At 52.7% G+C, this 21,683-nt stretch carries 20 protein-coding genes; 15 read left to right on the top strand and 5 right to left on the bottom strand.

The features are described from left to right. Nucleotides 1-381 precede the first annotated feature (381 nt). The 3 genes from PsW64_RS09290 to PsW64_RS09280 all read left to right on the top strand — a co-directional run bounded on the left by PsW64_RS09290 (nt 382) and on the right by PsW64_RS09280 (nt 3,725). Nucleotides 382-2,154, top strand: a complete 1,773-nt coding sequence (locus tag PsW64_RS09290) for an acetolactate synthase 3 large subunit (protein WP_063290139.1) — start codon at nt 382-384, stop codon at nt 2,152-2,154. Between the two features lie 19 nt (nt 2,155-2,173). Next, nucleotides 2,174-2,767 carry an acetolactate synthase small subunit gene (gene ilvN / locus PsW64_RS09285; RefSeq protein ID WP_057465780.1) on the top strand — a complete coding sequence of 198 codons (594 nt, stop codon included), beginning with the start codon at nt 2,174-2,176 and terminating at the stop codon, nt 2,765-2,767. Nucleotides 2,768-2,966: 199 nt separating this feature from the next. Then, nucleotides 2,967-3,725, top strand: a complete 759-nt coding sequence (locus PsW64_RS09280; RefSeq protein WP_063303428.1) for a pyridoxine 5'-phosphate synthase — start codon at nt 2,967-2,969, stop codon at nt 3,723-3,725. A gap of 72 nt (nt 3,726-3,797) precedes the next feature. Here the strand turns inward: PsW64_RS09280 and PsW64_RS09275 are convergent, their stop codons facing one another. Then, a complete protein-coding gene (locus tag PsW64_RS09275; protein ID WP_063303427.1) occupies nt 3,798-5,204 on the bottom strand; it encodes a glutamine synthetase family protein in 1,407 nt (468 codons plus the stop codon). Between the two features lie 376 nt (nt 5,205-5,580). Between PsW64_RS09275 and PsW64_RS09270 the strand changes: the two genes are divergently transcribed. The 3 genes from PsW64_RS09270 (at nt 5,581) to PsW64_RS09260 (ending at nt 7,545) form a co-directional block, all read left to right on the top strand. Further along, the gene (locus PsW64_RS09270) at nt 5,581-6,456 is read left to right on the top strand and encodes a hypothetical protein (protein ID WP_208980686.1); all 876 of its coding nucleotides are present in this window, start codon (nt 5,581-5,583) and stop codon (nt 6,454-6,456) included. Between the two features lie 98 nt (nt 6,457-6,554). Beyond that, nucleotides 6,555-7,136, top strand: coding sequence for a DJ-1/PfpI family protein (locus tag PsW64_RS09265; RefSeq protein ID WP_063303426.1), 582 nt, complete (start codon nt 6,555-6,557; stop codon nt 7,134-7,136). Between the two features lie 31 nt (nt 7,137-7,167). Next, complete coding sequence (locus tag PsW64_RS09260; protein WP_063289897.1) at nt 7,168-7,545, top strand: ribbon-helix-helix domain-containing protein; 378 nt, start codon at nt 7,168-7,170, stop codon at nt 7,543-7,545. A gap of 40 nt (nt 7,546-7,585) precedes the next feature. Here the strand turns inward: PsW64_RS09260 and PsW64_RS09255 are convergent, their stop codons facing one another. After that, on the bottom strand, nt 7,586-9,118 hold the full coding sequence (locus PsW64_RS09255; RefSeq protein WP_208980685.1) for a hypothetical protein: 1,533 nt from the start codon (nt 9,116-9,118) through the stop codon (nt 7,586-7,588). A 302-nt stretch (nt 9,119-9,420) separates the two neighbouring features. Between PsW64_RS09255 and PsW64_RS09250 the strand changes: the two genes are divergently transcribed. The 4 genes from PsW64_RS09250 (at nt 9,421) to ilvC (ending at nt 12,564) form a co-directional block, all read left to right on the top strand. Next, nucleotides 9,421-9,942, top strand: coding sequence for a YeeE/YedE thiosulfate transporter family protein (locus tag PsW64_RS09250; RefSeq protein WP_063303424.1), 522 nt, complete (start codon nt 9,421-9,423; stop codon nt 9,940-9,942). Between the two features lie 11 nt (nt 9,943-9,953). After that, complete coding sequence (locus PsW64_RS09245; RefSeq protein WP_063303423.1) at nt 9,954-10,556, top strand: YeeE/YedE thiosulfate transporter family protein; 603 nt, start codon at nt 9,954-9,956, stop codon at nt 10,554-10,556. A gap of 255 nt (nt 10,557-10,811) precedes the next feature. Beyond that, nucleotides 10,812-11,441: a TetR/AcrR family transcriptional regulator gene (locus PsW64_RS09240; protein ID WP_057465771.1), complete on the top strand. Its 630-nt coding sequence runs from the start codon at nt 10,812-10,814 to the stop codon at nt 11,439-11,441. Nucleotides 11,442-11,544: 103 nt separating this feature from the next. Continuing rightward, nucleotides 11,545-12,564: a ketol-acid reductoisomerase gene (ilvC, locus tag PsW64_RS09235; RefSeq protein ID WP_057465770.1), complete on the top strand. Its 1,020-nt coding sequence runs from the start codon at nt 11,545-11,547 to the stop codon at nt 12,562-12,564. A 120-nt stretch (nt 12,565-12,684) separates the two neighbouring features. Here the strand turns inward: ilvC and PsW64_RS09230 are convergent, their stop codons facing one another. Then, the gene (locus tag PsW64_RS09230; protein ID WP_063303422.1) at nt 12,685-13,164 is read right to left on the bottom strand and encodes a carboxypeptidase-like regulatory domain-containing protein; all 480 of its coding nucleotides are present in this window, start codon (nt 13,162-13,164) and stop codon (nt 12,685-12,687) included. A 12-nt stretch (nt 13,165-13,176) separates the two neighbouring features. Then, on the bottom strand, nt 13,177-13,674 hold the full coding sequence (locus tag PsW64_RS09225; RefSeq protein WP_063293866.1) for a hypothetical protein: 498 nt from the start codon (nt 13,672-13,674) through the stop codon (nt 13,177-13,179). A gap of 307 nt (nt 13,675-13,981) precedes the next feature. Between PsW64_RS09225 and PsW64_RS09220 the strand changes: the two genes are divergently transcribed. The 5 genes from PsW64_RS09220 to PsW64_RS09200 all read left to right on the top strand — a co-directional run bounded on the left by PsW64_RS09220 (nt 13,982) and on the right by PsW64_RS09200 (nt 19,766). After that, complete coding sequence (locus PsW64_RS09220) at nt 13,982-15,187, top strand: MFS transporter (RefSeq protein ID WP_208980684.1); 1,206 nt, start codon at nt 13,982-13,984, stop codon at nt 15,185-15,187. 135 nt (nt 15,188-15,322) lie between these two features. Beyond that, nucleotides 15,323-16,525 (top strand): MFS transporter, encoded by a 1,203-nt coding sequence (locus tag PsW64_RS09215; RefSeq protein WP_063303420.1) that lies wholly within the window; start codon nt 15,323-15,325, stop codon nt 16,523-16,525. A 23-nt stretch (nt 16,526-16,548) separates the two neighbouring features. After that, nucleotides 16,549-16,989 (top strand): GNAT family N-acetyltransferase, encoded by a 441-nt coding sequence (locus PsW64_RS09210; RefSeq protein ID WP_063303419.1) that lies wholly within the window; start codon nt 16,549-16,551, stop codon nt 16,987-16,989. A gap of 182 nt (nt 16,990-17,171) precedes the next feature. Further along, a complete protein-coding gene (locus tag PsW64_RS09205; RefSeq protein ID WP_063303418.1) occupies nt 17,172-17,597 on the top strand; it encodes a GNAT family N-acetyltransferase in 426 nt (141 codons plus the stop codon). Between the two features lie 123 nt (nt 17,598-17,720). After that, nucleotides 17,721-19,766, top strand: coding sequence for an alkyl/aryl-sulfatase (locus tag PsW64_RS09200; protein WP_063303417.1), 2,046 nt, complete (start codon nt 17,721-17,723; stop codon nt 19,764-19,766). 155 nt (nt 19,767-19,921) lie between these two features. On the opposite strand, the gene PsW64_RS09195 is transcribed toward PsW64_RS09200, so the two are convergent. Continuing rightward, nucleotides 19,922-21,400: a tetratricopeptide repeat protein gene (locus tag PsW64_RS09195; protein ID WP_063303416.1), complete on the bottom strand. Its 1,479-nt coding sequence runs from the start codon at nt 21,398-21,400 to the stop codon at nt 19,922-19,924. Between the last annotated feature and the right edge of the window lie 283 nt (nt 21,401-21,683).

Here is a 21,683-nt window from a genome sequence, read left to right as displayed (position 1 = left end):
ACATTAAGAAGAAGCCACTTGACGCTTTTACGTATCTAAGCCTAATCTCACCCCGAATTTCAGAGTTTACCTGAGCGATTCAATGGTGAAGCGCGGTAATCTCTTACACGGTTGGAATTATGTTAAGGGAGAGTGGAGCCCTGAGGCTCCCAATACCAGAATGCAAACTTCAATTCTTCTTATCGTGGTGGGACGCGCGTCGCCGGAGTGAGCTAGCTCACTCGGAACGGTTAGACGCGCACAAGGAGCCAAACGGCTCCTTTTTTTATGGCTAATTCGCAGCGATGTTTAAAAGAGCACCCCTGCAAAACAAACAGTCGGATTGATTGCACACCCTTCAATCAGGCAAAACGAGCAGATACAGGCAACAAGGACTTGATGATGCAACGGGAGATGACAGGCGCTGAAATGGTTCTCCAGGCGCTGAAGGACAACGGGGTGGAACATGTATTTGGATACCCTGGTGGTGCAGTTCTACCCATTTATGATGAGCTGATCCAGCAGGATGCGATCCAGCACATCCTTGTCCGTCACGAGCAAGGCGCAGGCCATGCTGCTGAAGGCTATGCACGCTCTACCGGAAAAGCCGGCATTGCTCTGGTGACCTCTGGTCCGGGCGCAACCAACATGGTGACTGCCCTGACAGACGCCATGCTCGATTCCATCCCTATGGTCTGCATCACTGGTCAGGTCCCAACCAACCTTGTTGGGTCAGATGCGTTCCAGGAATGTGACACCGTTGGCATCACCCGCCCGTGCACCAAGCACAACTGGCTGGTGAAGGACGTTGATGATCTGCCTCGCATTCTCCATGAAGCATTTTATGTTGCACAATCTGGTCGTCCAGGCCCTGTTGTTGTCGATATTCCAAAGGATGTGCAGTTTGCCACCGGCACCTATGAAGGCCCGCAGGCAAACCCGAGCAACCACAAAAGCTATCGCCCGCAGCTGAAAGGCGACATGACTGCCATTCGCGCAGCTGTTGAGCTGATGTCAAAAGCCAAACGCCCTGTGTTCTATACAGGCGGCGGCGTCATCAACTCCGGCGCAGCTGCAAGCCAGCTGCTGCGTGAACTGGTGGATCAGACAGGCTTCCCGATTACATCCACCCTGATGGGTCTGGGCGCTTATCCTGCATCCGGTGAGCAATGGCTCGGCATGCTGGGCATGCACGGCACCTATGAAGCCAACATGGCTATGCACGATTGTGATCTGATGATCTGTATCGGTGCACGCTTTGATGACCGCATCACGGGCCGTCTCGACGCTTTCTCACCGAACTCCACCAAGATTCACGTGGACATCGATCCATCTTCCATCAACAAGATCGTTCATGTTGACCTGCCGATCGTTGGCGATGTGGCTCACGTTCTGGAAGACATGGTTCGCATCTGGCGCGCCTCCAGCTTCCGCTCTCAGCCAGAGCTGAAGGAATGGCAGACACAGATCGCCAAGTGGCGCGCACGCGATTGCTTGTCTTACCGCCACAGTGACGATGTCATCATGCCTCAGTACGCGTTGCAGCGTCTGAACGCAGCCATCAAAGGCCGCAAGGATGTTTACATCTCCACCGAGGTTGGACAGCACCAGATGTGGGCGGCGCAGTACCTTGGCTTTGAATCTCCAAACCACTGGCTGACTTCAGGTGGTTTCGGCACAATGGGGTATGGCCTGCCAGCAGCTATTGGCGCACAGGTTGCTCATCCAGACGGGCTGTGCATCAACGTTGCAGGCGATGCTTCCATCCTGATGAACATTCAGGAAATGTCGACAGCCGTTCAGCATGGTCTGGCTCCTAAAACGTTCATTTTGAACAACTCCTACATGGGTATGGTTCGCCAGTGGCAGCAGCTGCTGCACGGCAACCGCCTCTCCCACTCCTACACGGACAGCCTGCCTGACTTCGTAAAACTGGCAGAAGCCTATGGCGGTAAAGGCATTCGTGTCACCAAACCAGGTGAACTGGATGACGCCATTCAGGAAATGATTGAAACACCTGGCCCGGTTCTGTTTGATTGCTGCGTCGCTCAGCTGACCAACTGCTTCCCAATGATCCCATCAGGCAAAGCCCACAACGAAATGTTGTTGCCAGATGAAGCAACTGATGAAGCCGTTGCAAACGCCATCGACACCGCTGGCAAGTCATTGGTATAGGTAAGCTGGGAGAACCATTATGAACGCACAGAAAACAGACGCTCTATCGGCTTATTTCCTAGCCGAAACCAGCGATGTCCTCGAAACACATACCCTATCTATCATTGTAGACAATGAACCGGGTGTTCTTGCCCGCGTGATTGGTCTGTACTCTGGCCGTGGCTACAACATTGACAGTCTCAGTGTTTCTGAAACGGAGCACGAGAAGCACGTTTCCCGTATCACGATTGTGACCACAGGTACTCCTCAGATCATCGAGCAGATCCGTCACCAGCTGGATCGTCTCGTACCGGTGCATATCGTCCGGGATCTGACCGTTGCAGCACGCAACTCCAATCAGGAAAAGCCGCTTGAGCGAGAGCTGGCGCTGATCAAGGTGCGTGGTGAAGGAGAAAAACGTCTGGAGGCCTTGCGTCTGTCAGAAGCTTTCAGGGCAACTGTCATTGATGCAACCATTGATCACTTCGTTTTCGAGATCACAGGCCGCACCAATAAAATCGATCAGTTCATCGAAATCCTGACACCACTGGGTCTTGTTGAGGTTTCACGTACGGGCGTTGCCGCACTTTCACGTGGGTCCCAAGGTCTTAAAGACTTGCAGGATGAAATTTAACAGTTAGAGGACAATTTTGTCCTATTGATATTGAGCGGCGTCTTTTGCAAGTCTGTGAAGACGCCGTTTTATTTTGATAATCTAGAGCGTATCCCCGACAGGTGGGAACCGGTTCTCGGATAAGGGTACGTGAAGAATAAAAAAGTCAGAGCATGGCGTATAAAGGCGACATGCCCTGACTCAAAAAAGAGTATGCTCCATGAAGACGCCTAGCCGCTTATCCGTCAACGTAAACGCTGTAGCAGTTCTGCGAAATCGCCGCGACGTTCCGTGGCCAAGCGTGACGCATTTGGCAGCCCTCGCCCTCAATGCAGGTGCCAAAGGCATCACCGTGCACCCACGCCCGGATGAACGCCATATTCGCCGCACAGATGTTGAAGACATTTCCAAAATGCTACGTGAGGAGCTGCATGGCAAAGAGCTGTGCCTCGAAGGCTATCCGGATGAGCGTTTCATGGAGTTGGTGGAGCAAACCCGCCCGACGCAGGTTCTGTTTGTACCGGACGACCCGTCCCAGCAGACCTCCGACCATGGCTGGGACTTCTCAGAGAACATGGATCTCCTGAAAGAAGCCATCAGCACTGCGAAGTCCTGGGGCGTGCGCACATCACTTTTCGTGGATCCGGAACCAAGCCAGCCAGCTCTTGCAGCTGAAGCAGGCGCTGAGCGTATCGAGATTTACACCGGCCCTTATGGAGCCTGTCATTCTGACAAGGAAGCCGAGAAGGTCGAGCTGGAAAAAGTCGTTGCCACCGCAGAAGCGGCAAGAGCAGCAGGCCTTCTGGTCAATGCAGGTCACGATCTCACCGTTGAGAACCTGCCTGCTCTAATTGAGCGCGTGCCATACATCTCAGAGGTCTCTATTGGCCACGGCTTCACCGCTGACGCTCTGGAACACGGTTTCACTCAAAGCGTTCGCCGCTTCCGCCACGCCCTTGGTGAGCCGACAGAACTCTAAGAATTATCCCGTTTCAAAGAAAAGCCTGCTGTGATCCGTTACAGCAGGCTTTTTTGTATGTAGCTGCTGAATTCAAACCCCTTCAAAATACCGCAGAAACTCAAAGCTGGTGATGTCCTTCTCAATCCATGCCTTGAACGCCTTCAGCTCATTCTCCCGGCTACGTGCATACTGATCCGCCAGCGACGCCCCCAAGGCCTCCTTCACAAATTCACTCTCCCGGAAAAGCTCCAGTGACGCTTCTAATGATCGCGGCAACTTCTCCAAGCTTTCATCCTTCCCCGGATCACCAATCAGCATTGCCGGTGGCTCCTCCCCCTTATGAAGACCTTGCAGCCCAGCGGCAGCAATCAAAGGCACGATGATATACGGATGAGTGTCAGCCCCCGGACACCGATGCTCCAAACGAACCGCCTGCGGGTCAGGACTGGAAATCACGCGCACCGCACTCACGCGGTGCTCATCTCCCCAACACACTTCTTCAGGACAACCAGTAAATCGGGAAAGCCGGCGGTAAGAATTGATCGTTGGCCGAAACGCCAGATGAGACGCCTGCATCTGCGCCAAAAGTCCGGCTACAAAGAACCTCCCCCGCTCACTCAGCACCGCCTCCCGATCATAAAACACATTGTGCCCCATCTCGTCATAGAGGCTGATGTGCACGTGGGTTCCGCACGCAGAATCCTGCCCCATCGGCTGATAACGCGCCATGAAAGTCGCTATCAGATCATGCTCCCGGCACAGCTCTTTCAGGTGATGACGTGCTCGTACTGCATTGTCAGCTGCCTGCAGTGGTGAAGTCGGCGACAAGGCAATCTCATACATCCCCCAACCAATCTCACTCTCCATTGAGGAAACCCCAATGCCAAGCGAGTCCATACGCGCACGAAACGCTTCCATCAGGTCCATGTAGTCCGGATCACGGTTGACTGAGTCATATTGCAAGGAATGACCAAACGGCTTGAGCTTGTGGTGGTGCCCTGCTTCAACCAATGTCCGGTCAAAATGAAAGATCCCTAGCTCAAACTCCATCCCAACCTTCATGGTGAGTTTCAGCTCGGCAAGCTTTTCTTCCAGCATCTCCAGCGGACGCCGCAAATCCAATGAAAAACGCGCACCATTCCGCTCATAACAATTCAGCAGAACCTCTGAAACCTCGGGGCGCCACCCCAGCTGAAACAGTGTGTTGCTATCTGCCAGACTGTGCAAATTGCCAAAGCCGGTGTGATACCAGACGTGCGGAGACTCGTAGATCTGCTCACCAGCAGGCTGCCCGTCTCCGTGAGGAATAAGATAGAGCGAGGAGTTGGTGGAACACCCCTTCTCCAACCCATCAAGAGGCTGAAGTCGGCACCGCAAAAGCCCGTTCATATCTGGCACCTGCGTGATAACCGAATGTACGCCCCGCTGCCTCAACTGTGCGATTTGCTTGGCCAGCCCTTCCTTTGAGGCGGCTTGCTGTTCCCAAAATGTCGTCATGCCTGATCCACTCCAAGATGTACAAAGCACCTTAAAGTCAACGCTGATTGCAAAACATGGAAGAATTTGGCGACCTTTAAACTAAATCTCGCATCCGCACAAGTTGCAAGTAAATCCTCAAGATTACCTCAGCAGTGTAATTGGTACACAGGCGCCTCGACACGAATTATCGACAAAAACCACATCAAGCCTATGAAATGATGAAAATAAGTGCCCCCATACCCACCGTGCAGATCAGCAACACTCGTAGAGATAACTAATAGTTTATTGCCAGAAAATTGTAAGGATACGGATTTCTGCTAGGTTGGACGTTCCCTAAGGACACCCCATCAAGAATAATAGAAACATGCGCTCTTTATACCTCCTGGCTATCCCCATGGCTCTTGCCGCACATCCACTCAGTGCACAAGAAGCCAACCACCAAACAGAAGCTCCACGAGAGCTTAACGCAGGCGGTTTTGTCGGCGTCAACGTTGGTCGCTCTTTCTTTGAGGCTGATCAGATCGACACGAAAGATCAGGAACCAAACACCCTTGGCTTCTATGGATCTTACGCTCTGCCACTCTTCCAGCAGTTCAGCCTGCAGGTAGATGGAGATCTCGAATACTACCAGTTCGACACCAAGGACGGTGACAACACCCTCCGCGACGGTCTGGGAGCAGTCCACTTCGCTTACAAAGACCCACAGCAAGGCCTGTTCGGTGTCTTTGGCGGCGGTGGTGTAACCGTTGACGGCGGAGACGACACCTCCACCAAAACCTTCCAGTTCATCGGCGTTGAAGGCCAGTATTACCTTCAGGACATCACCCTGTTCAGTCAGGCTGGCTTCCTTGATGGTGATGACGACCAGAACGAGACCATCGACAACGGCCTGTTTGCCCGTGGTGGCGCAAGCTACTACTTCACACCAAACACCAAGTTGACCGGCTCTCTGTCTTACGTCAGTGGTGATCGCTACAATCACCCGAACCCGCGCGAAGCACGCAACGGTGAAGTGAACATCTTCAGCTGGGGTGCGGAGTTTAAACAAAGCTTCACCGCTCTGCCAGTTGGTCTCAGCGCTTCCTACAATGGTCATGACTTCCAGATCAAAGGTGATGAATCCGACGAACCGGTCATTCATGAGTTCCGTTTTGGCGCATTCTTCCAGTTCGGCACCACAACATTGCAGGAAAACGACCGCACAGCAGCAGGCTCTGATCTGCCACAGCTGAAACGTTGGATTTCCCTCTCAACCAACGAAGTCGACTAAGCCTCTGAGATAAGGCTGAGCTATGTAGTAATACGCTATTACCCGCTCAGCCTCTTCCCTTGCTACGTTTCCCTCGCAGTCACATCTGGGAGGGAAACATGTCTGCCAAAAAAGTGCTTATGATCACCGGTGACTTCACCGAGGATTACGAAACCATGGTGCCGTTTCAGACCTTAGGCGCCGTTGGTCATGATGTTCACGCCGTTTGCCCGGATAAAAAGGCAGGCGATACAGTCGCAACATCCATCCATGACTTTGAAGGTGACCAGACCTACACCGAAAAACGCGGTCACAACTTCACGCTCAACGCCAGTTTTGACGCCATCAACCCGGCAGATTATGACGCACTCGTCATTCCCGGAGGCCGTGCACCTGAATATCTGCGCCTGAACCCAACCGTTCTGGACATGGTGCGTCACTTCTTCAAAGAGAACAAACCGGTCGCAGCCATCTGCCACGGTGCTCAGCTTCTCTCTGCTGCTGGCGTGCTAGAGGGCAGAACCTGCTCCGCTTATCCGGCCTGCGCACCAGAGGTCACCATGTCCGGCGGCAAGTTCGCTGACATCGACGTGGCTGACGCAGTCACTGATGGCAACCTTGTAACAGCGCCAGCATGGCCTGCTCATCCAGCATGGCTCAAGCAGTTCCTTGCTCTGCTGAACCAGCCTGCTTATGCTTAAGAAGCAGCACTAGACAATTGCGGAGGGGACCATGTGCGAGCTTTTCATCAAAGCAGATACTGACCTGTGGGAGAGTACAACACGCTCCCTTCGCATTGACCGTATGGTCACCAGCGTGCGGTTGGAAACTTACTTCTGGACCATCCTTGAAGAGATCGCTAAGCGTGACGACATGTCCGTTGGCCAGCTTCTGACACGTCTGCACAATGAATCCATCGAAGCAGGACATGACCTGGGCAACTTCACCAGCTTCCTGCGTGTATGTTGCCTCCGCTATCTCTCGTTACAGGTGACAGAGGATATCCCAAAGGACAAATCCGTCCCGATCAGCACTCTCAATGCCCCTCAGTTGCTGAAGAACGAACGCGCCTATCGGGCACAAACACGCGCCATAGAAAACGCAAGTTAGGCTCCCCTCACCTTCTTCAGCGAGAGAAGCCAATCAACTGCTACGCAAAGACAAAGTCTTCAGCGCTCAGGCTATGAGTGAACAACCACCCCGTATCCACCTCCAGCACATCATTGCCGTAGGATATGGTGATCCATCCTCCCAAAACTGTCTCATCGATATCCAGCTCTGAAAATGAGCTCACACCAGCTGCAGATAGATCAATGGTGTCCTCGCCAACGTCGAAGTCATCAATCACATCCTTCACACCATCATCCGCAAAACAGAACGTGTCGGCACCATCTCCCCCAACGAGGAAGTCACGGCCCGCACCATCCCGCAGAACATCGTTACCATCTCCACCTTCCAGAATGTCATCACCGGAACCGCCAAGCAGCTGGTCATTGCCATCTTCCCCGCGCAGATGATCATCACCAGCAAACCCTTCCAGGGCATCATCACCATCATTCCCGCGTAGCAGGTCATTGGAGGTTGATCCGAGGATGTAGGCATCCTGTCCATGGTGACCGGTTGGGTCCAGCAAAATTGGAAGATCCTCAACCCACGTATCATCACGTTTCTGATCAGAAAGCCCGGAGATAATCACCACACTGTCCCGGTTCATCTCGCTATAGAACGCGGAGGCGTTGATGGCATTGAATGCCGTGCTGTAGTTGAAAGGCAGATGCGCCGACCAGCTCGGCAGGTTGAGCAATCCGCCCCCATCCCAAAACAACGGTGTATCATACCAATCATTGAAAATGACGATATTGCTGGTGTCGTAGCCGTAGTCCGTATCGTTACCCGTCAAATCCAGACCATCAGACGAGATCGTCGAGGGCACCGGATCGTTTTCCAGATCAAAGCTGAAAAGCTCAGCCCCGCTGTCTAGAACAGCCGCACCATCCTCCGGCGTATAATGGCTGGCAAATGCCATGTAGTTGGCATCCACAAAGAAGCCATCCAGCCAGTCATTGCTGCGCTCTGCCATGTTGGCAACAGCACCGCCACCCAGCGAATGGCCTGTCACAACCAGATCGCTGCCATCCAGTCCATGCCCAACCATGAAATCCTTCAGCGCAGCAAGCAGCCCGCCGAACGCTTCTTCAACGTAATGCGGTTCATCCTTGAAGAACTCAAGATAGTCGATCACATCCCCAATCGTGTCGGTAACAATGTTGTCCAATGTCCCCGTCGTTCCACGAAACGCCAGCGCAACCTGCGTGATGTTGCCTTGATCATCATACTTGGCCAGCACGTCTGCCTGAGCATCTTTGAACTTGAACGTCTCTCCCTGAAACGTCCCGTTGTGATCAACGATTGCACCATCATACCCAAGATCAGCAGCAGAAAGGACCGTCCATCCCTTCTCCTCAATCCTGTCACGTGCCGCTTGTTCACTCTCCCCGCTCAACAATCCGGCCTGGTCTTCAGTTCCCCAAAGAGTTCCGACCAGTGTTCCCAGCGAGAACCCGTTGGCTTGATACGCACTCCCAAGCGCATCATCCAGCCCGTGATAACTATAAAGCATCAAGTCCAAAGCATCAGACATGAGCTGTCGCGCGTCATTCCCTTTATACTCAAATAAAGACATCATCCCTCCCAAATGCAAAGCAACTACATCCTGAAGGAAAACGCCGGTCTCACAATAACCAATAGTAGGACTATGAATTCCATATTTCATATATTTGAAATGCAGATGGATGTTCATCCAGCAAACAACAGGTAACCTAACCAACGCCAATGAAACTATTGCGTTATATCTGGATGATCTTGTTGGAAGGACAAATTCATTCAGCTCATCTAAATCACGCTTCCCCTACAAATCCCTCTTGTATATTAGTTTATTAGAATATATTAATATACTAAATTAGAGAGAGATCGGAGGGCAATCAATTGGATCTTCTCAGGCAAAACGTTTGGTCCCCCTACCTGGCGGGCATAATTATTGGGCTCCTGCAAATCCCGGCATTTCTCCTGGTTGATACTGCGCTGGGGGCTTCATCCTCTTTCGTCACCGGCACCGGCTTCATCTTCTCGCTGTTTGATTCCAGCATCACGGAGATCAAGTACTTCGCCAAGTACATGTCCAAGGACAAATACTTCTGGCAAAGCGCATTGGTGATCGGCATCGCTCTGGGCGCTCTGATTTCCTACAAAGCAAGTGGCCGTAAAGCCAGCTTCTCCTCTGCCAGCTGGAAGACCATCGGTGCAAGTTCAGCCCCGGTTGTTCGTCTCCTGCAAGGCTTCATCGGTGGCTTCGTTCTGCTGGTTGGCGCCCGCATCGCAGGCGGCTGCACATCAGGCCACGGCATCTCCGGCCTTGCACAGCTCAGCGTTGGCTCCAGCGTCGCTGTTGCGGCCATGTTCGCAGGTGGCATCGTCACCGCCAACCTTCTTTACAAACGCGCATCCTAAGGAGAGGTCATATGGAAATTTTCTGGCTTGTTATCCTCGGCCTCACCATGGGCATCATCTTCGGTGTCGCACTGGAAAAGTCTCGTGTCATGGAACCTGGCGTGCTCATCGGCCAGTTCCTCTTCAAAGACTACACCATGCTTAAAATGTTCCTCGCAGCAACAGCAACTGGTCTGGTCGTCCTCTCAGGCCTGACTGCACTCGGCCTTGCAGAGCTGCACCCGAAAAGCTTTGTTGTTGGCAACATCATCGTCGGCGGCACCATCCTCGGCGCAGGCATCGCCATCGCAGGCGCGTGCCCGGGCACAGTCTTCGCCCAGATTGGCCGCGGCTACAAAGACGCATGGCTCACCATCATCGGCGGCATCATGGGTGCAGCGTTTTACGGCTACAACAAATCCCTCATTGACGGCGTGCTGGACATGGGCAGCCTTGGCAAGATCACCTACGCGGATCTGTTCCCATCCCTGCCCTTCTGGATGCTCGGTCTCATCACCGCAGCTGCCCTCATCATCGTCATGATTGCGCTAGAAATGTATCGCCCATGGAAAGTGGATCGTGGCATGGATCAAAACAACGATGCATCTGCCAGCTCAAATACGGCACATGCATAATTTAAGAGCCCCCAACTGAACTGACTTTAGTTCAGATCAGTAATGCCCCGGAGGAGCACAGACCTTCGGGGCATTTTTTTGTGTGAATGAGAAAGGATCAAATCAAACTCACCTTAAGACACCTAATTTTATTGCGCCCACGCTGTATTTTCCCTCACTTTCCTGTTGCATCCATTTCGATTCTACGGCATAACCGAACCGTACCGTACGGTACAGAAAATCAAACAAGCCAAACCGCTGGAATTAGAACCGCATATGTCCACTGAGCCAGAACAACCAGACTTTACAGACCGCCAGCGTGCGGTACTGGACAAAGCGCTGGAGCTGCTGGTGGAAGGCGGCGAAAAGGCGCTGACAACAGCCGCCATCGCTCGCGCTGCGGGGTGCTCAAAAGAGAGCCTCTACAAGTGGTTTGGAGATCGCGATGGATTGCTGGCTGCAATCGTGACCCGTCAGGCCTCCAAGGTTATTCCGGGAGCTGATCCCGCAGCCAACATGAGCGAAGACGGCCTGCGCGCCGCATTGGAAGAATTTGCCAGAAACCTGCTGGAGACCATCTCCGGCGACGTTTCTCTGGCCCTGAACAGACTTGCCATCGGGCAAGCCAGCAAATCTGAAACCGGTCTTGGCGCCATCCTCGAAAAGAGTGGCCGCGCCCGCATTGGCAGACAGACCACAGCATTGCTGGAAAAAGGATGCACACTTGGCTACCTGCACTGCGAAGACCCGCAGGAAGCCTACAGCACACTTTACGGGCTGGTCGTCCGCGATCAGCACATCCGCATGCTTCTGGGCGGCACCGCACAGGCATCGGCAAAAGACTTGGAACTGGCTGCCCAAACAGCAGTCAAACAGTTCATACAGCTCTACGGAGCACAGAATTAAAGCGCCTCTCTGGAAAGTGGAAACAGATTTTCAGGGAAACGCAAACCAAAAACTAGACCATACGTGCTTTGGGAAAGGCACGGGCGAAACAAAGGGTAGTACCATGCGCGTATATTACGACCGCGATTGCGATTTGAACCTGCTCAAGGGCAAGAACATCACCATCATTGGCTACGGTTCTCAGGGCCGTGCACATGCAATGAACCTCAAAGACAGCGGCGTTGCAGGCATCACCATCGCTCTGCGCGAAGGTTCCACAACACGCCTGAAAGCTGAAGCAGACGGCTTCACTTGTAAAACTGTTGCTGAAGCTGCAAAAGACGCAGACCTGATGATGATGGCAACTCCTGATGAGCTGCAGGCAGACATCTGGAAAGAAGATATCGCAGGCAACATCCGTGACGGCGCAGCAATCGCTTTCGCACACGGCCTGAACGTTCACTTCGGCCTGATCGAGCCTAAGTCCACCATCGACGTTCTCATGGTTGCACCAAAAGGCCCAGGCCACACCGTACGCGGCGAATACCAGAAAGGCGGCGGTGTACCGTGCCTGATCGCTGTTCACCAGGACGCAACAGGCAACGCAAAAGACCTCGGTCTGGCATACGCATCCGGCGTTGGTGGCGGTCGTTCCGGCATCATCGAAACCTCCTTCCGTGAAGAGTGTGAAACCGATCTGTTCGGTGAGCAGGCAGTTCTCTGCGGTGGTCTGGTTGAGCTGATCCGCGCTGGCTTTGAAACTCTGACCGAAGCTGGTTACGCACCAGAAATGGCATACTTCGAGTGTCTGCATGAAGTGAAGCTCATCGTAGACCTGATCTACGAAGGTGGCATCGCGAACATGAACTACTCCATCTCCAACACTGCTGAGTGGGGTGAGTATCAGACTGGCCCACGCATCGTGACTTCTGAGACCAAAGCAGAAATGAAGCGCGTACTGGAAGAAATCCAGAACGGTACCTTCACTTCTGAGTGGATCCAGGAATACAAGGCTGGTGGCGCCAAGTTCAAAGCAACACGCCGCCTGAACGACGAGCACCCAATTGAAGAAGTTGGTGCAAAGCTCCGCGAAATGATGCCTTGGATCTCCGCTGGCCAGCTGGTCGACAAAGCGAAGAACTAATCTGATCCTCATCGCAGGATACGCATAAAACAAAATCAGAGCGGCAGTTGAACTGAACCTCAACTGCCGCTCTGATTGTTTTTATAAAGATCAATGCACTGAAGACCTGATCACCCAGTTTTATCTCTGCCGGTTCGGCTCAACCTCAAGCTGAATTTTTCCGGCATCAACGGCCTCAGGCTGCAAGCTGAGTATGTTCTGAAAGAAGCTCTTTTCTTTAATCTCTATGGTTTTCTTGTCTCGTCTGCTTGCAACACTGCTGGCAGGCAAAGCTTCATCAGAGGGAGCAACCGAAAACTCTTTTGCTAGCCCCTCTGGCAGCTCAATTGAGTATTCGCCGCTATCAAGATTATAAGCTCTGAAAAAACCCTGATCATCCGTGAACACAGTAATGGCCTTATCGCTATCCTTGTTTTTCAGCAGCAATGGAGCATTCGCAATAGGTTCATTTTGATCATCAACCGCCTGACCACACACCGAGGCCGCAGGCGCACCTGTCACGGCATCACTCCCCTCGCATCCCCCCATTGAGAACGCTGGCACATTGACCAAAACCAAGGCGAAAAACATCACAAAACGAGCGAAATGCCGGATCATCATCTACGCTCCTCCTTAGCGGTTTTTGCTCAAAACAACGGTCGGTTTAAACTTCTCGCCTGCATTAAAAAATCGGGGAGCAACATCCGGGTCGCCCAGCGGGACCAGATATCCATTGTAAGACTTCCAGTTGCTGGGAACGGTCAACTTGATCTCAAGCTCTTCCTCGCTCCCCCAACTCTCCACGGAATCCCATTCATCGCTAACAACGGCCAGCGCAACCATGTTGACGGAATGCGGTTGTTCAATTCTGACCGTAGCAACAAGCTCAGTCAGGTTGGGAGCATTGCCAAATTGCTGCAGGCAAAAGACAATCAATCCTCCACCAATGAACGTCACAGCAATCGGTGCCGCGTTTGTTTTCAGCTTGCCAAAAAATGGAAGTTCAAGCTCAACAACACGCCCCTCATTGTCAACAAATCGCTTTTCTTTAATCAGCGCATAGACTGACAAGATGGCGATAAGGCCACCGAATAAAATACCCGTAAGAGCAAGAATAAAGGCAAAGAGCATGCAGACCTCCCACCAACCACTCCAAAAATATCCCAGCCAATTCAAAAAAACCAACCGTCAATATTCGAGAAGCAAAGCAGCGATGCTCAAACAGAATAAATCCAGCTCACCTTTATCCGATCAACAATAATCAATAATCTTCCAAAGGCTTAGAGATACATGACATCCAGAAAAACCCGGGCCTTCACTGTGTTTTTCTGTGCTTAAAATTGCTCACTTTACACGACACCCTCATCAGGTAATTTACGTAGTATTAGAGCGATTGGCCCGAAACCATCTTTTGCAAGGTTAGGGCGTGGAGTTTTTCTTGAATCCTATTAGCAGTCCATTACAAAGACTTGATAAGTTCCCAATTTTATTTTTCGCAGTGATGTTTTTCGGCGCATTTTCGATTGCCTTCGTAATCCCATTATTGAGCACCTACATCATTGAGGAATTGCAGGAACCAGCGTTTAATCTTGCGCTCGTCATCGGTGGTTTTTCAGTCGTGTCTCTTGCCACCAACCGCATTTTTGGTGGTCTCATTGATGGTGGCAACCGCGTCAAACCATTGCTTCTCATCAACATTTGCGCCTTCACTGTTCATGCTCTCATCCAGTTGACTGCCCCCTCCTACCTGTCTCTCATCATTTTCGGCATTCCGTTGATCGGCATCAGCGCTGGCGCTCTGTCCACCATGTATTCCACGGGCCGGTTGATTGCAGAGCAGACCGGACGCGATCCGGGCACCTTCAACCTTCACATGCGCATTTGCCTGTCGCTTGGGTGGGTCTTCGGTCCGCCTGCGGCCTTCCTGCTTTATGGGACCTATGGGTTTCAGGAAATCCATCTTGCAGCAGCCATTTCAGCCTTTATCTGGCTCACCCTTTGCCTGCTGTTCATCCCCGCAACGCTGAAAACCCACATCAAGCAACATGCTCAGGAAAGCAGCACTGCAGATACAGTTCCCATGATGTTGCTGATCGCATGTGTTCCCGTGTTCGCCTTGTCTGCTGCAAACAGCGTATTCTTCTCAGCAGGTCCCGTTTACTTCATTAAGGAGATGGGCCTCTCGGTCTCCGTCCCCGGCTGGGCTTTTGCAACCAAAAGCCTCTTTGAAGTCATCATCATCTATTTTGCAATCAAGCCGACACAGCGGATTGGCGAACGGAATATGATGTTGCTCTCCGGTCTGGGTGCCATGCTCTTCTTTGCAACAATCACAAGCGCCAATTCCGTTGAGCAAGTGCTCATGCTCTGCATCATTGAGGGCATGTACTATGGCATTTGTGCCAGTGTGGGCATCACGTTCATTCAGAACTATGCCCGCCACAAGCCCGGCATCGCGACCTCTTACTTCGTCAATGCCATCTTCGTTGGCGGTCTGGCAGGCAATGTCCTCACTGGGCTTGTCGCATCCTACACCACTTTCCAAAACACAATCCTGAGCAGCGTCGTCCTTGCAGCTCTGGCCACCTTGATCCTGTTGGTCATCAAGCCCCCCCAACACCAGCAGCTCGCACAAACATCCTGAGCATTTGCGCTGGCTGGATCAGCGCGCATAAAAGCGCGATAACATCTCCTGCTTGCATTTCATTCAAGGAGATGTATCAATACGTACATTCCCGCGAGACTCCATAAGTCTTTCCCCACCACCTTTGGATTCCCCATGCGCTCTATTCCTGCGGCTCTGGCAATGCTGGATCGTTTCCCAATACTGATTCACGTCTACATGCTCATTGGCTCTCTGGCGATTGCCTGCCTCATCCCGCTCTACAGCTCTTATGTTGTCACAGAGCTTGGCGAGCCAGCATGGAAACTCGCGGTCTACATCGTCGGCTCAACCGCCATCACTTTGTTTTCAAACCGCTATTTCGGTGCGCGCATTGATGCTGGCGCACGGCTGAAGCCTATCTTGATATTCTGCTCCACGCTTTACATGCTCAACATGGGCCTTCAATCAACAGTGCCAGCCTACTGGATGCTTCTGATGGGTGTCCCGCTCATGGGTGTCTCAGGTGGCGTGCTCTCCACCATGTTCTCTTTTGGCCGCCTGTTCGCAGAGCAAACCAATCGGGAACCTGCTAAGTTCAACTCCCACCTGCGCATTGCCATGTCGTTAGGCTGGATGGTCGGCACGCCGCTGGCCTTCACGCTCTACGGTATGTTCGGCGTCAGCTCCATTTTCCCGACAGCCGGCGTCATCAGCATCTGCTGGCTGGCGATGGGCATTTGGATCGTTCCCAAAAGCTTCACCACCCATCATCCAATAAAGACCAGTGAGAATGGCAGGATTGAACCAGTTCCGTTCGCCCTCATCCTCGCCTGCCTGCCTATATTCGCACTCACCTCGGCCAACGTCATTTTTGTATCCGCAGGTCCCGTCTTCTTCATTGAGGAGATGGGCTTCCCAACAGCAACCCCGGGCCTCGCCTTCTCAGTCAAATGCTTCGTCGAAGTCTTAGTCATCTTTGTTGTCGTTAAGCCTGCTCAAAAGCTGGGCCAGAAGAACGCTATGCTGTTCTCAGCTCTGCTTGGAACACTCTTCTTCCTACTGATTGTACGGGTAACAGAGCCCTCACAAATCTACCTGCTCTGCGCACTGGAAGGTCTGTACTACGGCATCAACGTCGGGCTTGGCCTCACATTCATACAGGCATACGCACCGCATCGACCAGGGATCGCCACCGCATCCTACACAAACGCCATTTTTGCTGGCGCATTGGTTGGCAACATGATGACCGGCACAGTGGCAAGCATCACCACATTCGGAAACACCATCCAGTTTTCCGCTTTACTCACTCTGCTCTCCGCCGCAATTTTGCTGGTCGTCCGGGCTCCAAAGCCTGAAACCAGCCTCCAAACCTCCTAAACGACAGACCTAAGCAGCTCAAAATGACCCAAACTCTGGAAATCGAAATCTCAACCGACAAAGACAAACTTCAGCGCGACAAGATCTATCAGTTCCTCTCAGAAGACGCCTATTGGAGCAAAGGCTTACCGCGGGATGTCTTTGACAGATCCATAGAAAACTCACTTTGCTTCGGGCTGTATCTGCCAAACGGAGAGCAAATTGCGTTCGCCCGCGTCATCACAGACAAAGCCACCCTTGCTTATCTGGGCGATGTCTTTGTAACGCCCGCTCATCGGGGCAAAGGCCTCTCCAAACAGCTCATGAAAGCAATCGACGCCCACCCCGAACTGCAAGGCCTCCGCCGCGTCCTGCTGGCAACAGCAGATGCACACGACCTCTACAAACAATTCGGCTTCACCCCACTTGGAGCCCCGGACCGCATGATGGAACGGCACAACAAGACGGCCTATCAGAAAGCTTAGGAGGGCAGACCACAACACACTCCTCCTACAATTTGTTCATATGATATGCGCAAGGCGCTAACCAACAAACCCAGCGCCTTGCATGTTTAAGAGATCACTTAACCGCCAAGAAATAAACTGCGCAAGAAAGCACCTTCCCTCAATCAAGCGAGGTGTGTTCACACTGAAGCAGAGGCGAACCGATGATCACGTTCAGCACCGATATCTCGAAAATTGAAAAGGAACGTGTCTACCAGTTCCTTTCTGAGGTGTCCGGGCGCTTGGAAGGACTACCACCACAAGCACTCGATACCGTTCTGAACAACTCCATCTGTTTTGGCGCTTACTTACCCAGTGGAGAACAGGTCGCCTTTGCTCGCGTGATCACAGATAAACTCACGTTTGCCTATCTATGTGACTTATTCGTTTTTGAAGAACATCGCGGCAAAGGACTATCCAAACACCTGCTGGAGGAAGTTCTTTCACATCCAGACGTCAAAGAGGTTCAAAGTATCGGCCTTGCAACCCCCGATGCTCACGACCTGTACAGCCAATACGGCTTTGTCCGAGTGGATCCTTCAGAACGTCTCATGGTGCGCTTCAACAAACACATATCCTCAACGCATTAACCCGTGGTTGCAGCGCTTCATTAGGCCTTCAGCAACCAAAAACCTCATTTCAAACAGCGGTTGAGCTGAGGCCTTAACCGCACGCCTATAAGGAGAAGGGCAACTCTACTCTGGAGGTCGGGAATGACGCTCAATAAAACCAAGAAATCCCTTGCCCGCCAAATCTTGTGCGCAACTGCCACCGTAAGCATCGCATGGTCTCTCTCGCTCACCGCGACCACCGCAGAGACCATCACCAAATCGGCGACACGCTTCACCGGAGATCTTTATGAAAACATCCTGAAGCAGTTGCATTTCTCCGATGAGCAAGATTTCAAGGATGCGCAGGCAGGTTATCTCGCTCCACTGCCAGACGGCGGCGTGGTCAAAAACGCCAAGGGTGATATCGTCTACGATCTCTCCAAGTTTGACTTCATCATGCAAGGCTCCATTGCCCCTGAAACGGTCAACCCAAGCCTCTGGCGTCAGTCCCAGCTCATTTTGCTGAGCGGCTTCTTCCAGGTGTCAGAACGTATCTTCCAGGTGCGCGCGGCAGACCTCTCCAACATCACCTTCATTGAAGGCGATGAAGGCATCATCATCGTAGATCCGCTGATCTCCGAGGAAACCGCCCGCTACGCTCTGGAGCTCTATTATGCCCAGCGCGGCAAGAAGCCGGTCAAAGCCATCATCTACACCCACAGCCATGTAGACCACTTCGGAGGTGTCCGCGGCGTGGTGGATGAAGCCGATGTCGCCAGCGGCAAAGTCAAAATCTATGCCCCCGAAGGCTTCATGGAACACGCCGTCTCAGAAAACGTAATGGCCGGCAACGCCATGAGCAGACGCGCCTCCTACATGTACGGCAACCTGCTACCGCACTCTCCGGAAGGGCAGGTCGGCGCGGGCCTCGGTCCAACCACATCAAGCGGCACGGTCACGCTCATTCCGCCAACCGATATCATCAAGGACAACGGCGAAACCCATAAGATCGATGGCCTCACCTTCGATTTCTGGATGGCTCAGGATTCAGAGGCTCCCTCAGAGTTCTTCTTCTACATTCAGGAGTTCAAAGCTCTCTGCACCGCAGAAGATGCCACCCACACAATGCACAACACATACTCATTGCGTGGCGCGAAACTCAGAGATCCACTGGGTTGGTCCAAATACATCAACGAGGCCATCTACAAGTACGGTAAGGACGTTGAAGTCCTCTTCGCCCCACACCACTGGCATCTGTCTGGCAATGACACCATCGTGAAACACCTGCGCAACCAGCGCGATCTGTACCGCTACATCAACGATCAACCGCTGCGACTGGCCAACCATGGCTTCCGCATGACTGAGATTGCGGAGATGTTGGAAGTGCCAGAAACATTGCAAAACGACTGGAGCACCCGCGGATACTACGGCTCGTTCAACCACAACGTAAAATCCACTTACGTGCGGTATCTGGGCTGGTTCAACGGCAACCCCGCCACACTGCATGAGTATCCAGAACGCCTGTCTGGCCCCAAATACGTCGAGTTCATGGGCGGTTCGGTGATCTTGCTCCAAAAAGCGCAGGAGTCCTTTGACAAGGGTGATTACCGCTGGGTAGCAGAAGTGCTCAACCATTTGGTCTTCGCAGAGCCAGACAATGAAGATGCCGCACAATTGCAGGCAGACGCGTTAGAACAGCTCGGCTACCAGGCAGAATCCGGTCCATGGCGCAACTTCTACCTCTCCGGCGCTAAAGAACTTCGGTCCGGCATTCAGGAACTGCCTGCCGTTGATACGGCCAGCCCGGATATCATCCGCTCTATGGATGTGGATCTGCTCTTTGATTACGCGGCCATGCGTTTGAACAACACAAAGGCGGGCGATCAGCAAATCAAGCTGAACTGGATTTTCCCGGATACAGACCAGAAATATGCAATGGAACTGCAGAACGCAGCGCTCAGTCATATTGAAGGATACCAGCTGGAGAATGCAGACGTCACGGTGACACTGGACAGAAGCACACTCGACAACATCATGCTGGGCATGGAAACCTTTGATGAGGCCATCAAATCCGGCATGATCACAGTGGATGGAGAAGCCTCCAAACTGACCGATCTGCTGGCAATGCTGGACAGCTTTGATTTCTGGTTCAACATCGTGCGCCCCGTGCCGATGGACAAGGCCAACCAGAGTACACCAAGCAAATAACAGGCATGCATGAATGCCTGAAAGAGCCGGCTCAACATCGGCTCTTTTGTATCTAGAGCGTGTTCCCGAAAAGTGGTTCCGGTTTTCGGATAAGAATACGCGCAAAATTAAAGAGTTAGAGCTTGGTGCGTGAATGCATATGAGCGCAACATGCTCTAATTATTGCTCTGAGTTCTCAAGCGCCATTCAAGCTGGCGCAATGCCCTCTCGGCTTCACGATATCCTTGATCAGCAGCCATCTTGTAAAAGTCACGAGCCTTCACGAGATTGCGGCCCAGACACCGCCCGCTTTCATGACAGTATCCAAGCAGATAAAACGCTTCCGGCACGCCTTTGGACGCGGCAAGCAGAAACATCCGTGCCGCCTCACCTGGGTTCGGCTCTTCATTGAAGCCCTGCAAATAGACTTTGCCTAGCAACACGTCTCCCACAGGCTCTCCTCTTTCAGAGGCCTGCTGGAACAGCTTCTTCGCCAGGTCCACATCCTGCTGCACACCGCGCCCATTCAGGTAGAGCAGCCCGGCATTGGTCAAAGCAAACGGAAAGCGCGCTGAGGACGCCGTATAAAACTCCAGCGCCAACTCATAGGACTGTGGGACACCGCGCCCGTTCTCATAAAGCACGCCCAGATCATTCAAAGCCTGTGCATTGCCCTGCTTGGCCGCCGCTTTGTAAAGCCGGATCGCCTTTTCCAGGTTTGGTTCCGTTCCTTGCCCAAGCAGATAAAACCGCCCCAGTGCAAACTGCGATCGCGCCAACCCGCGCCGCGCGGCCCGCTCATAATGAAAGAAAGCCAGTTCAAGATCTCGCTTGACCCCGACCCCGTCTTCATAAAGCGTGCCAAGATAATGGTTGCCCAGCAAATGTCCCTCACCAGCCGCAACACGGTAATGCCGGATTGCAGCAGCAAGGTCCGCCTCGCCGCCATCCCCATTCTCCAGCAGCTCACCAAGAGGCACATGCGCATCTATAGAGCCCAGAGAAATAGCTTTGCGATAAAGCACACGAGAACGCGAGGTATCCCGCTCAACGCCAACACCATCACGATACAGGCCAGCAAGGTTTTCGATGCCCTGCATCAACCCGGCCATGGCAGCACCTTTCACCCAATAAAAGGCCAGTTTTGGATTCCGCGCCACACCGATGCCATGCAAATAGAGAAGGCCAAGATTGTTCTGCGCCCAGGCATCCCCCCAGTCTGCAGCAATTTGGTAAAGCTCACGTGCTTTCTCCGCATCAGGCGCACCATGCTTGCCCTGCCGGTAGATTTCACCCAGATTGTTGTAAGCAGCCGCTAACCCCATCTCACCAGCTTTTTCATAAAGCTCCATGGCAACGGGTAGATCCCGCGGCACACCGTGCCCCATCTCATGCGCCACGGCCAGCCCAAAGACGGCCTCAGCATTACCAGCAAGCGCTTCTGCATTCAGGGAGGTTATCACCGCACTCTTGGATATCTCCGCCCGTGTGGAACGATGGATCTTCCCTGCCCGGTTATGAAGAAGCGTCAGCCCGCCAACCCCTTTGGTCAGCAGGAGTTCCTTTTCACTCCCACTTGCTTGCCAACTCACGGCATGAGCGGGCAGGCCATTGGCAACCGCAAGCAAGCAAAGGAGTGGCAAAAAAATGCGCATGAGTACCTTCTCAACTGTGATTGTCACGGGTCAGAAAGAGCGCCATGCGAGAGGGCAAACACGTCATGCTTGCCCGGAAAGCTCTTGTCAGCCTACGAACCTCATGCAAATAGTTAATCGTTAATCTTTTCGGGTTGGATATCCTTCAAATCACATTGGTCACTTGAAACCATTTCCTCTTTTGGGCCACTATTGGCTGGTTGTTTCAACTAGACCGAAAAGAAGACTGGCAAATCTTTGGCCTCAACTTCCTCGGGCTTAAGCACAAACGGTGCTGGTTGAA

Source organism: Pseudovibrio sp. W64, from assembly GCF_001623145.1.
Taxonomy (GTDB): Bacteria; Pseudomonadota; Alphaproteobacteria; order Rhizobiales; family Stappiaceae; genus Pseudovibrio.
This window is presented reverse-complemented; position numbering and strand designations above follow the sequence as displayed.

Excerpts from the sequence above, each read along its gene's own strand:
- PsW64_RS09290 (WP_063290139.1), top strand. The coding sequence starts at position 382 with ATGCAACGGGAGATGACAGGCGCTGAAATGGTTCTCCAGGCGCTGAAG.
- ilvN (WP_057465780.1), top strand. The coding sequence starts at position 2,174 with ATGAACGCACAGAAAACAGACGCTCTATCGGCTTATTTCCTAGCCGAA.
- PsW64_RS09280 (WP_063303428.1), top strand. The coding sequence starts at position 2,967 with ATGAAGACGCCTAGCCGCTTATCCGTCAACGTAAACGCTGTAGCAGTT.
- PsW64_RS09275 (WP_063303427.1), bottom strand. The coding sequence starts at position 5,204 with ATGACGACATTTTGGGAACAGCAAGCCGCCTCAAAGGAAGGGCTGGCC.
- PsW64_RS09270 (WP_208980686.1), top strand. The coding sequence starts at position 5,581 with ATGGCTCTTGCCGCACATCCACTCAGTGCACAAGAAGCCAACCACCAA.
- PsW64_RS09265 (WP_063303426.1), top strand. The coding sequence starts at position 6,555 with ATGTCTGCCAAAAAAGTGCTTATGATCACCGGTGACTTCACCGAGGAT.
- PsW64_RS09260 (WP_063289897.1), top strand. The coding sequence starts at position 7,168 with ATGTGCGAGCTTTTCATCAAAGCAGATACTGACCTGTGGGAGAGTACA.
- PsW64_RS09255 (WP_208980685.1), bottom strand. The coding sequence starts at position 9,118 with ATGTCTTTATTTGAGTATAAAGGGAATGACGCGCGACAGCTCATGTCT.
- PsW64_RS09245 (WP_063303423.1), top strand. The coding sequence starts at position 9,954 with ATGGAAATTTTCTGGCTTGTTATCCTCGGCCTCACCATGGGCATCATC.
- PsW64_RS09240 (WP_057465771.1), top strand. The coding sequence starts at position 10,812 with ATGTCCACTGAGCCAGAACAACCAGACTTTACAGACCGCCAGCGTGCG.
- ilvC (WP_057465770.1), top strand. The coding sequence starts at position 11,545 with ATGCGCGTATATTACGACCGCGATTGCGATTTGAACCTGCTCAAGGGC.
- PsW64_RS09230 (WP_063303422.1), bottom strand. The coding sequence starts at position 13,164 with ATGATGATCCGGCATTTCGCTCGTTTTGTGATGTTTTTCGCCTTGGTT.
- PsW64_RS09225 (WP_063293866.1), bottom strand. The coding sequence starts at position 13,674 with ATGCTCTTTGCCTTTATTCTTGCTCTTACGGGTATTTTATTCGGTGGC.
- PsW64_RS09215 (WP_063303420.1), top strand. The coding sequence starts at position 15,323 with ATGCGCTCTATTCCTGCGGCTCTGGCAATGCTGGATCGTTTCCCAATA.
- PsW64_RS09210 (WP_063303419.1), top strand. The coding sequence starts at position 16,549 with ATGACCCAAACTCTGGAAATCGAAATCTCAACCGACAAAGACAAACTT.
- PsW64_RS09205 (WP_063303418.1), top strand. The coding sequence starts at position 17,172 with ATGATCACGTTCAGCACCGATATCTCGAAAATTGAAAAGGAACGTGTC.
- PsW64_RS09200 (WP_063303417.1), top strand. The coding sequence starts at position 17,721 with ATGACGCTCAATAAAACCAAGAAATCCCTTGCCCGCCAAATCTTGTGC.
- PsW64_RS09195 (WP_063303416.1), bottom strand. The coding sequence starts at position 21,400 with ATGCGCATTTTTTTGCCACTCCTTTGCTTGCTTGCGGTTGCCAATGGC.